Genomic DNA, 10,257 nt, shown 5'->3' with positions numbered 1-10,257 from the left:
GACTGGCTGCAGCTGACCGGTGGCGCCATCGGCGCGGGCCTGCCGCTGGCGGTCGGCGCCGCGGTGGCGGTGCCGGATCGGCGCGTGGTCGCGCTGCAGGCCGACGGCTCGGGCATGTACACCGTGCAGTCGCTGTGGACGATGGCGCGCGAACAGCTCGACGTCACGGTGGTGGTGCTGGCCAATCGCAAGTACGTGATCCTGCTGGGCGAACTGGCCGGCGTGGGCGCCAACCCCGGCAAGACCGCGCTCGACATGCTCGATATCGGCAATCCCGACCTCGACTGGGTCAAGCTCGCCGCCGGCATGGGCGTCGAGGGGGCGCGTGCGGTCGATATGGAGAGCTTCGCCGATCTGTTCGCGATGGCGAACAAGCGCAAGGGGCCGTTCCTGATCGAGCTGGTGATTTGACAGGGGCGATGAGGCGCCGCTTGCCCTCTCCCCCAGCCTCTCTCCCGCATGCGGGAGGGGAGCAAACCGCCGCGCCGACGAACGACCGGTGGTGTTCTGCCTCTCCCGCTTGCGGGAGAGGGCCGGGGAGAGGGCAAGGGCGGCCCCATTCGCGATTGAATAATCCACCCTTCCGGACAAGCGAATTGTGCAGCCGCCAATGACTGCGGCAAGCTGCCCCCGGAAGGCACCGAGCCAGGAGACAGCATGACAACACCCACCACCGAGGCGCAGGCCGAGCAGGGGCCGGACCGCCTCTACGCGGCCCTGCTGAACGAAGGGCGCTTTCGCATCCAGCACTGCCGCGACTGCGACCGCCACGTGTTCTATCCACGCAATCTCTGCCCGCACTGCGGCGGCGAGGCGCTGGACTGGACCGATCCGAAGGGTACCGGCACCGTCTATTCGACCAGCGTCGTGCGCCGCAAGCCGGACGCCGGCGGCGACTACAACGTCGCGCTGATCGACCTGGACGAAGGGGTGCGCATGATGAGCCGGGTCGAGGGCGTGGCGCCGCAGGCGGTGCGCATCGGCATGCGCGTCAGGGCGCGCGTGGCGCCCGCCGCCGGCGACGGCGTTCCCGCGATGGTGGTGTTCGAACCGATGGAGGGCTGACGCGATGCCAGCACAATCCTTGCGCGGTGGCGTCGCCATCGTCGGCGTGGGCCAGGCCGGACTCGGCGAGGCCCACGGCAAGACCGAAATGGAAATCCTGGTGGAGGCGGCCAAGGCCGCGGTCAAGGACGCCGGCATGTCGATGCGCGAGATCGACGGCATCGCCACCGCCAGCGTCGGCGCCACCATGTGGGTGATGCCGGTGGCCGAATACCTCGGCATCCATCCGAAGTTCGTCGACAGCACGATGATCGGCGGCTCCAGCTTCGTCGCGCATATGCTGCCCGCGATGCTCGCGCTCGAGGCCGGCCTGTGCGACGCGGTGCTGGTCTGCTACGGCAGCAATCAGCGCACCTCGACGGTCGGCCGCGCCGGCATCGCCAAGGTGCGTTCGGTGCTGGACCCGCAGCCGTACGAGAACCCCTACCAGCCGATGCAGCCGATCACCTCGTACGCGTTGGCGGCCGCGCGGCACATGCACCAGTACGGCACCACGCGCGAGCATCTGGCCGAGGTGGCGGTGGCCGCGCGCAAGTGGGCGCAACTCAATCCCGATGCGCTGATGCGCGATCCGTTGAGCATCGACGACGTGCTGAACGCGCGCATGGTGTCCGACCCGCTGTCGGTGCGCGACTGCTGCCTGGTCACCGACGGCGCCGGCGCCTATGTGATGGTCCGCGCCGAACGCGCCAAGGACCTCGCCAAGCCGCCGGTCTATGTACTGGGCAACGCCACCGCGACCTGGCACCGGCAGATCTCCAGCATGCCGGACCTGACCGTCAGCGCGGCGAAGGAATCGGGCGAGCGCGCGTTCGCGATGGCGGGCGTCAAGCCGGCCGATGTCGACGTGCTCGAGCTGTACGACGCCTTCACCATCAACACGCTGCTGTTCCTCGAAGATCTTGGCTTCTGCGCCAAGGGGGAGGGCGGACCCTTCGTCAGCGGCGGGGCCATCGCGCCCGGCGGCAGGTTGCCGGTCAATACCAACGGCGGCGGACTGTCGTGCGTGCATCCCGGCATGTACGGCATGTTCATCACCATCGAGGCGGTGCGCCAGTTGCGCGGCGAATGCGGCGAACGCCAGGTCGGCGGTGCGGAGATCGCGCTGGTGCACGGCAACGGCGGCACCTTGTCGAGCCAGTCGACCGCGATTCTGGGAACCGCGGCGGCGCTGTAGCGGCCCCGGCTGCCGAACCGATGCTGCGACGGCATGCCGCAGCAGGCGTCAGGCAGGTACGCAAGCGCGCAAGGCAATGCGGACGGACGATTAACGCGTTCGTCCGCATTTTTTCGTTTGGCGACACCAGGTCCGGTCGAAGACTCGCGAAGTCGGCATTGGCCGTCAACGATGGCGCCGCGCCACTCGTCTAGAGAGTGCGAGGGCGAATCGCGGACCGGCAAGGCGCTGCCGCTCGGTCCGTGGTTCGTTCACGCTGCCGCTCGGCCTGTGGTTCGCCCACGCCCCTGCCTTGTCCTTTTGAGCCTGCCCGCATCATGACGCTGTCCGCCCGTCCCATCCCATCGTTCCTTCCCCCGACGTCACGTATCGGAGACCCGCGATCCCGCGCATGGCAGGCGCCGCTGCGGCCGCGCGATGCCGCGCAGGTGGCGCGCACCGCGGCCACGCTGTTTCTCGGCGAAGGCAGCATCGACGTCACGCTGGCCGCGGATCGAGGCGGACGCTTGCGTTCGGTCTTCGCCGACATCGAGCGGGAATACCGCATCGGCGGACGCAGCTGCGACCGCGCACCCGATCCCGAGGCAGCCCATGCCGCGCTGGAGCTCGAGATGGGCATCAAGGTGCTGATGCGGCTGAGCGATTGCCTCGGCGCCCTGTTCGGGGCGCAGGACGGCGTACGGAGCGACGTACGGGACGACGCAGGGGGCGCCGCACAGCGCGACGTTCAGCGCGACGCGCATGGCGACCATATCGCCCGCCGCGCCGCGCTGCTCGAATGCGCGGCGGCGATTGCCGACAAGGCGCTGATCTGCCGCGACGAGCGTGCCGTAAAGGCCGACGCTGCACCGGTGCAGCGCTGCCTGTCGATTTGCGCGGGCGCAGGCGGCGAGATTCGCCTGCACAAGTTCACACGCTGGCAGCGGCAGCCGGAGCGGGGGACCGATCGCACGGGTGGCACCGGCAGGCCGGATAGCGCCGACGGTGCCCTTGGTGCGGGTGCAGACGGAGCGGATGGTCCGGTGACACAGGCTACCGAGATGGACGCGTCCCTGGCCTTCCGGATCGAGCCGTGGCGCCGGACCGCGCGCCCGCGCCGCGGCGATCCGCGGCGCGTGCTGCTCCGTTGCCGCATCCGGCCGGTGCGCGTGGGCGATGCACGGCGCATGCACGAAGCCGTGCCGGTACCCGGCCCCGGCGTGCGCGACCGGCTCGCCGCCGGCGACTGGCGCGGCGCGTTCCTGATGCTGCTGATCCGGCTGTTTCGTCTGCCGATGCCTCGCCGCGGCGAGATCGCCGGCAGGGCGCAGCTGAAGGTCTATCCGATGCCGCGCGACGGGCGCGCGGCGGTGGTCGTGCGGATGAGCGGCGAGGGGAAGCGCCGGGAAGGATACCGGGCGGCCATTCACGGCGTCGAAGCGGTCGGGCGGGAACTGGAAGGTCCGCGGTGCCTCCTCTCGGCACTCCCGCCGGAGCCGGAGCCGGCAGTGCGCGACGACGAGGTGCGCTGCTATTGAGCCGCGGAGGCATGGTGTAGCGCGCTACCGTGCTCTCCTTTCGTGCCCCCCGTCCGTGTGCCCCATCCCTTCGCGAGGTCCCTGCGCGCCATCGGGGCGCCCCGTCTGCGCTGCTGATCAGCGCTCCGGATCCGTACTCGCGATCCGTGCTCGCGATCCATGATTTGCCGCACCGCACCCACGGCCGTGCAAAAGGCCGCCTTAGCCAAATGCAAATGGCGAGCGCCCCGGCGCGCCCACACACTGCGGTGATGGCATCGGCGGGAGCGCCCGGGCTTCCCTCTATATGTATACGGACATACGGACGTATGCGGAAAGACCTGCGCAAACCAAGAAAGTGCGCCGGCCGAGCCAGACCGTTCACCACAGGAGGAGACGCATGGCAACGAAGCAAACACGATGGCGGCCCGCCGGCATGCTGGCGACCGCGCTGGGCGCGCTGATTCCACTGGCCGGCGTGGCCTCGCTGGCGCTGAGCGATGGCGCCGCGGCGGCCGACGCCTATCCGTCGCGGCCGATCAAGCTGATCGTCGGCTATACGCCGGGCGGTCCCGTCGATACCGCGGCGCGCGTCTATGCCGATCACCTGGGACGAGTGCTGAAGCAGCCGGTGGTGGTCGACAACCGTGCCGGCGCCAGCGGCGCGATCGCCGCCGAGATCACGGCCAAGGCGCCGCCCGACGGCTATACGCTGTACTTCGTCGCCAGCCCGACCATGACGATGACGCCGCTGATCCAGAAGGCGGTCAACTTCAATCCGAGCCGGGATTTCAGCCACATCGGGCTGATCACCGACTACACCAACGTGCTGCTGATCAACAAGGACTTCCCGGCCCGCAATGTCGGCGAGCTGGTGGAGTACGCCCGCAAGCACCCGCAGGGCGTGGCGTTCGGCTCGGCCGGCGTCGGTGCGTCCAACCATCTGTCGGCCGAACTGCTGGCGCAGATGAGCGGCGTCAAGATGCTGCACGTGCCGTACAAGGGCAATTCGCCGGCGATGACCGACGTGATCAGCGGCAAGATCGCCTTCATGTTCGATATCACCGGCACCGCGATCGGCCATATCCAGAGCGGCAAGGTGCGGCCGCTGGCGGTGACGTCGAAGGAGCGCAACGCCGCGCTGCCGAACGTGCCGACCATGGTCGAGTCGGGGCTGAAGGACTATGCGGTGACCGGCTGGTACGCGCTGATCGGGCCGCCGAAGCTGCCGGCCGAGGTGGTCGACACGCTGGTCAAGGCGCAGCAGACCGTGGGCGACGATCCGGCCTTTCGCCAGCGGATGACGCAGGGGGGCTACGACCTGAACATCACCGGCCCGAAGCCGCTGGCGGAGCGGATCGAGCGAGAGCTGCGGCTGTGGGGCGGGGTGGTCAAGACGGCGAAGATCGAGGTGGAGTGATGCAGTTCCGTCGTTCCCCGAATGCGGGAACGACGGAGGCAGGTGTGGCGGTGGAGAGCGGAGGCGGCGGTGCAGGGAAGCGGATTATTCCTCGACCACCGCCCATCCCTCCATCGCCTGGCCGCCGGCATCGTCGCCAGTCCACAGCAACACGCGCCCGGGCTGCTGGTCATCGCGGCGGCCGCCGACCGTGACGAGGTCGTGGTCGAACAGCGGCGCCATGCCGCGGAAGCCGAAGCGTTTGACGTTCGCCTGCGGCAGTTCGCGCCGCAGCAGGTCCACCATCAGCACCGCCTGCAGCGGACCGTGGACGACCAGGCCGGGATAGCCCTCGACGTCGCGCACGTAGTCATGGTCGTAATGGATGCGGTGGCCGTTGAAGGTCAGCGCGGAGAAACGGAACAGCAGCACCGGATCGGCATGCAGCTGGCGCTGCCATTGCGGCTGGTGCGGCAGCCGCGGGCGCGCCGGCTGGGGCTGGCCGGGCTCCGGCATCGCGCGATAGACGATGTCGTGGCGCTCGCTCAGTGCCGTCTCGCCGTCGACGGTCAGCACATGGCGGACCGAGACGAACCACAGCTCGCCGCTCCGGCCGGTTTTCTGCTGCACCTCCTCGATGGTCGAGGTACGCGTCACGGTGTCGCCGACGCGCAGCGGACGCTGGAAGTCGAGCTCGCTGCCGGCCCACATCCGGCGCGGCAGCGGCACCGGCGGCAGGAAGCCGCCGAGCACCGCGTGGCCGTCGCGGCCCAGCCTGTGCTGGGGCGCACGCGGCAGGAAATACAGCCAGTGCCACAGCGGCGGCAGCGGTCCGCGCGCGATCGCCTCGCCGTCCAGATCCAGCGTGGCGGCGAGGCCGAGCACCGGTTGCAGCGCCAGCGTTTCGGTACGGCTTTCGCTGCGGCCGATCCACCGGCGCAGCGCTTCGAGGCTGGTATCGGTATCGAGATGGGTTTCAGAGGCGGCCGGATCGGCCGTGAGTTGTTGGGCCACGGTTGGGAATCCTCTTATGGTTTGGGGAACGGCAGGGACGGCAGTCTTCGCGCCGTCTCTGCGAGCGTAGGAGTTCAGGCTGCGGCCGGCAACCAGTCCGCCATGCTGTCCGTGTGTTCGAGCGCCCAGACGCGCGCGATGATGGTGCGCATCTCGGCCTCGCTGGCGCCCTGGCGGAAGGCCGCCAGTTGCAGCGCCTTCGCTTCCAGTTCGGGCCGGCTCAGCGTGTTGTCCGGATCGCCCTTGGGCACGTCGACGCGGGCCTCCAGCGTGCGGCCGTCGGTGGTCGCCACCGTCACGCGGCCGATCCACTGGCGCGGATAGGCGGCGTTGATCTCCGCGTCGAGCGCCATCGTCACCTTGTCGCGGAAGGCCGCCACGCGGGCATCGCGCAGCCCATGCTGCTCGAACTCGCCCAGGCCGGCGTGGCCGTGCCAGGCGACCAGCCCGAGCACCGTGCCCATCGAGAACTTGGCCTGATGGATCGTGACCGGATCGACCACGGGGCCGAGCACGTCGATCGCGCCCTGGTGCACGTGCGCGGTCACGCTGGCGATCTGCTCGGGGTCGAGGCGCTCGCGCTGCATCAGCGCCTTCAGCGCATCGGCCGCCGGATGGGTGTGGCGGCACGAGGCGAAGAACTTGAACGAGGTCTCGGCGGTGGCCCAGCGCGTGCCCAGGCCGTCGGTCAACCGCGCCGGATCGGCGTCGCTCGACATGCCGGCCGCCATGCCCTGCGCGCCCTCCAGGATGCGGCGCGCGCCGGTGAAGCCCGCCCGCGCCAGATGCGCCGACATCAGCCCGTCCGCCGCCGCCTTGGCGGTATGCAGCTGCTTCGAATCGGCGGCGTCGCGCAGGAATTCCCACAGGCCCGCGGCCTGGGTGCCGGCCGACCCCAGCGCCTGGTTGATGCCCTCGGCATCGAGCCCGTACAGCTTGGCCACCGCCGCCGCGGCCGCCAGCGTGCCGACCGTGCCGGTGGTATGGAATACGCGATAGTGGGAGCGGCCCATGAATTCGCCGATGCGGATGCCGGCCTCGTAGCCGGCGATCGCCGCGGTCAGCAGCTGCGCGCCGCTCTTGCCCTCGGCCTGGGCCGCGGCCAGCACGGCGGGAAACACCACCGCGGCCGGATGCAGCACCGAGCCGTTGTGCACGTCGTCCTGTTCGACCACATGCGAGGCCGCGGCATTGACCAGCGCGGCGAACCACGGCGAGGTGCGGCGGCGGTCGACCAGCACCTCGGACGGGCCCTGCTGCGGGCCCATCGCCACGGCGAACTCCTGCAGCCGGCGGATCGCCGGAGCGTCCTTGCCGGCGAGGGCCGAGGCGATCCAGTCGAGGAACAGGTCCTTGGTGCGCTCGACCACGTGCGGCGGCACGTCGGACAGCGTGAAGCGGGCAAGGAACTCGCAGAGTTCGCGCGTGGGATAGGAGCTTGGCATCGGTTTGGCGGGGATCGGCTTGGCGTGGATCGGTTTGGTGCGTATCGGCTCGGTGCGTATCGGCTTGGTGCGTATGGGTCTGGCGCGGAAGGCCTGGCGCAAGGCGGTGGCAACGGCGCTGAGGAAGACGCCGGCCTAGAAGGACCGCGGCAGTCCCAGCACGTGCTCGGCCACATAGGACAGGATCAGATTGGTCGAGATGGGTGCGACCTGGTACAGACGCGTCTCGCGGAACTTGCGCTCGATGTCGTATTCGGCGGCGAAGCCGAAGCCGCCGTGGGTCTGCAGGCAGACGTTGGCCGCTTCCCACGAAGCATCGGCGGCCAGCAGCTTCGCCATGTTGGCCTCCTTGCCGCAGGGCTGGCCGGCGTCGAACAGCTCGGCGGCCTTGTAGCGCATCAGGCTGGCGGCCTCGACGTTGACGTAGGAGCGGGCGATCGGAAACTGGATGCCCTGGTTCTGGCCGATCGGCCGGTCGAACACCACGCGCTCGCGCGCATAGTGGCTGGCGCGCTCGACGAACCAGTAGCCGTCGCCGATACATTCGGCGGCGATCAGGATCCGCTCGGCGTTCAGCCCGTCGAGGATGTACTTCAGTCCCTTGCCTTCCTCGCCGATCAGGTTCTCGGCCGGGATCTCCAGGTTGTCGAAGAACAGCTCGTTGGTCTCGTGATTGACCATGTTGCGGATCGGCTGGACCGTCAGGCCGTTGCCGATCGCCTCGCGCAGGTCGACCACGAACACCGACAGGCCCTCGGACTTGCGCTTGACCTGGTCCAGCGGCGTGGTGCGCGCCAGCAGCAGCATCAGGTCCGAATGCTGCACGCGCGAGATCCAGACCTTCTGGCCGTTGACGACATAGCGGTCCCCCTGGCGCACCGCGGTGGTCTTGAGCTTGGTGGTGTCGGTGCCGGTGGTGGGCTCGGTCACCGCCATCGACTGCATGCGCAGCTCGCCCGCGGCGATGCCCGGCAGCCAGCGCTGCTTCTGCGCCTCGGAGCCGTGCCGCAGCAGGCAGCCCATCACGTACATCTGGCCGTGGCAGGCGCCGGAATTGCCGCCGCTGCGATTGATTTCCTCCATGATCACCGAGGCGGCCGTCAGCGGCAGGCCGGAGCCGCCGTAGTTCTCGGGAATCAGCGCCGACAGCCAGCCGGCCTGCGTCAGCGCCTGGACGAACTGCTCGGGGAAGGCGTCCTGCTCCTCGACGCGCTGCCAGTAGGCGGAATCGAAGCCGGCGCACAGATCGCGCACCGCCTCGCGGATTTCGGGGTAATGCGCATCGTGCGCCTGGTCGATCGTCATCAAGGGGCCTTTGCGGGAAATCACGGGAATGCGGCCATTATTCCCGAGCCCGCCACGGACCGACATTCGCATTTGCCAAAGAGCGGCTTAGGGCGGGCCTTACCTCGCCGGTGCCGTGGCCGCCGTGGGCCGATGTGGCGCGCTGGGACCCGCCGGGGCCTCGGTGGCCGGCGATGGCTGGCGGTGGCATGCGGGTGGCACGTCGTGGCCCCCGGCGGTCCGCGATGCCGGACGCGCCCGCTCAGACCGGCTCGCGCGCCGCGTCGATCAGGTAGTGCACCAGGGTCTCGGCGAACTGCGGCAGCTCGCGGCCGGGCCGGCGCACCAGGCGCAGCTCGCGCTTGGCCCAGTCGTCCTCCAGCGTGATGAAGCGCAGCACCTTGCGGCTGGCGTAGCGGCGCGCGCAGCTGTTGGGCACGATCGCGATGCCGGCGCCGGCCTCGACCATGCGGCAGACCGCGTCGAAGCTGCCGACCTGGATGCGCAGGCTGATGCGCTTGCCCATGCCGCTGGCGATGCGGTCCAGGAAGGACTGGATCGCGCTGAATTGGTTCAGGCCGACGAAGCGGCAGGTATCGAGCAGATCGGCGAAATGCAGCCGCTTGAACTGCGGCAGCGGGTGGTTGACCGGCGCGATCACGATCAGCTCGTCGCTGCACAGCTGCATCACGTCCAGGTCCTCGGTGGCGACCTCGCCGGCGACGATGCCAAGGTCCGCCGCACCGGCGCCGATGGCCGAGACGATCTCCTGCGACAGGTGTTCCTCCAGCTCGATGTCGACGTCCGGGTTCTCCGACAGGAAGCGCGACAGCGCGTTGGCCAGAAACGAGTTGGTCGCGGTGGTGTTGGCCAGCAGCCGGACCTTGCCCTTGACGCCCTTGGCGTAGGGGCGCAGATCGGCATGCAGGCATTCGAGCTCGCGAAAGACCTCGCGCGCGTGCCGCAGCAGCGCGTCGCCGGCCGGCGTCAGGCGCACCCCCTTGACCTGGCGGATCAGCAGCTGGGTCTGGAACGCTTCCTCCAGCTGCTTGATGCGGGTGCTTGCCGCCGGCAGCGACAGGAAGCTGCGTTCGGCCGCCCGCGTCAGGTTATGGGTTTCCCCTACGTTCAGGAACAGGCGCAGGTCGGTCAGGTCGTAATGCATCGTGTCGTGATGGGTTTGGCGGGATCGAACGGAGGGTTTCGGCAGGCGGAAGGCGTCTTTTGGGATTGGCGAATTCCCCTTTCGCTGCCGGCAATTTATCGTATATGCCGCTTCAATAGAACCTCGTAGGTGGGACAGGAGACCGATGATGACGGCGAAGGTGGAAGGATCGGCGGCAGGCGCGATGGCAGACTCGACGGCTGGCACGATGG

Annotated in this window: 9 protein-coding genes; 5 read left to right on the top strand and 4 right to left on the bottom strand. The window is 69.2% G+C overall.

Features of this window, described 5'->3' with window-relative positions; all coding sequences use genetic code 11:
* From AC6EI8_RS19890 to AC6EI8_RS19870, 5 genes are all read left to right on the top strand, one after another.
* A partial coding sequence (locus tag AC6EI8_RS19890; RefSeq protein ID WP_498382683.1) for a thiamine pyrophosphate-dependent enzyme occupies positions 1–411 on the top strand: 411 nt, incomplete at its 5' end.
* 246 nt (positions 412–657) lie between these two features.
* Positions 658–1,065, top strand: coding sequence for a Zn-ribbon domain-containing OB-fold protein (locus tag AC6EI8_RS19885; protein ID WP_149318643.1), 408 nt, complete (start codon positions 658–660; stop codon positions 1,063–1,065).
* Between the two features lie 4 nt (positions 1,066–1,069).
* On the top strand, positions 1,070–2,242 hold the full coding sequence (locus AC6EI8_RS19880) for a thiolase family protein (protein ID WP_149318644.1): 1,173 nt from the start codon (positions 1,070–1,072) through the stop codon (positions 2,240–2,242).
* A gap of 317 nt (positions 2,243–2,559) precedes the next feature.
* The gene (locus AC6EI8_RS19875; protein WP_498382682.1) at positions 2,560–3,759 is read left to right on the top strand and encodes a hypothetical protein; all 1,200 of its coding nucleotides are present in this window, start codon (positions 2,560–2,562) and stop codon (positions 3,757–3,759) included.
* A gap of 415 nt (positions 3,760–4,174) precedes the next feature.
* Positions 4,175–5,158: a Bug family tripartite tricarboxylate transporter substrate binding protein gene (locus tag AC6EI8_RS19870; protein WP_498382685.1), complete on the top strand. Its 984-nt coding sequence runs from the start codon at positions 4,175–4,177 to the stop codon at positions 5,156–5,158.
* A gap of 84 nt (positions 5,159–5,242) precedes the next feature.
* Here AC6EI8_RS19870 and AC6EI8_RS19865 read toward each other — a convergent pair whose 3' ends face one another.
* From AC6EI8_RS19865 to AC6EI8_RS19850, 4 genes are all read right to left on the bottom strand, one after another.
* On the bottom strand, positions 5,243–6,079 hold the full coding sequence (locus AC6EI8_RS19865) for an HTD2 family dehydratase (RefSeq protein WP_498382684.1): 837 nt from the start codon (positions 6,077–6,079) through the stop codon (positions 5,243–5,245).
* 146 nt (positions 6,080–6,225) lie between these two features.
* Positions 6,226–7,596, bottom strand: a complete 1,371-nt coding sequence (locus tag AC6EI8_RS19860; RefSeq protein WP_149318647.1) for an MmgE/PrpD family protein — start codon at positions 7,594–7,596, stop codon at positions 6,226–6,228.
* 135 nt (positions 7,597–7,731) lie between these two features.
* Complete coding sequence (locus AC6EI8_RS19855) at positions 7,732–8,901, bottom strand: acyl-CoA dehydrogenase family protein (RefSeq protein WP_149318648.1); 1,170 nt, start codon at positions 8,899–8,901, stop codon at positions 7,732–7,734.
* Positions 8,902–9,142: 241 nt separating this feature from the next.
* A complete protein-coding gene (locus AC6EI8_RS19850) occupies positions 9,143–10,045 on the bottom strand; it encodes a LysR family transcriptional regulator (protein WP_149318649.1) in 903 nt (300 codons plus the stop codon).
* Between the last annotated feature and the right edge of the window lie 212 nt (positions 10,046–10,257).

The organism is Cupriavidus sp. R6-3, assembly GCF_059772245.1.
Note: the sequence above shows the minus strand (reverse complement) of the source record. Positions and strands in the feature narration are given on the sequence as shown.

Coding starts and splice junctions, on each gene's coding strand:
- AC6EI8_RS19885 (WP_149318643.1), top strand. CDS start 658: ATGACAACACCCACCACCGAGGCGCAGGCCGAGCAGGGGCCGGACCGC.
- AC6EI8_RS19880 (WP_149318644.1), top strand. CDS start 1,070: ATGCCAGCACAATCCTTGCGCGGTGGCGTCGCCATCGTCGGCGTGGGC.
- AC6EI8_RS19875 (WP_498382682.1), top strand. CDS start 2,560: ATGACGCTGTCCGCCCGTCCCATCCCATCGTTCCTTCCCCCGACGTCA.
- AC6EI8_RS19870 (WP_498382685.1), top strand. CDS start 4,175: ATGCTGGCGACCGCGCTGGGCGCGCTGATTCCACTGGCCGGCGTGGCC.
- AC6EI8_RS19860 (WP_149318647.1), bottom strand. CDS start 7,596: ATGCCAAGCTCCTATCCCACGCGCGAACTCTGCGAGTTCCTTGCCCGC.
- AC6EI8_RS19855 (WP_149318648.1), bottom strand. CDS start 8,901: ATGACGATCGACCAGGCGCACGATGCGCATTACCCCGAAATCCGCGAG.
- AC6EI8_RS19850 (WP_149318649.1), bottom strand. CDS start 10,045: ATGCATTACGACCTGACCGACCTGCGCCTGTTCCTGAACGTAGGGGAA.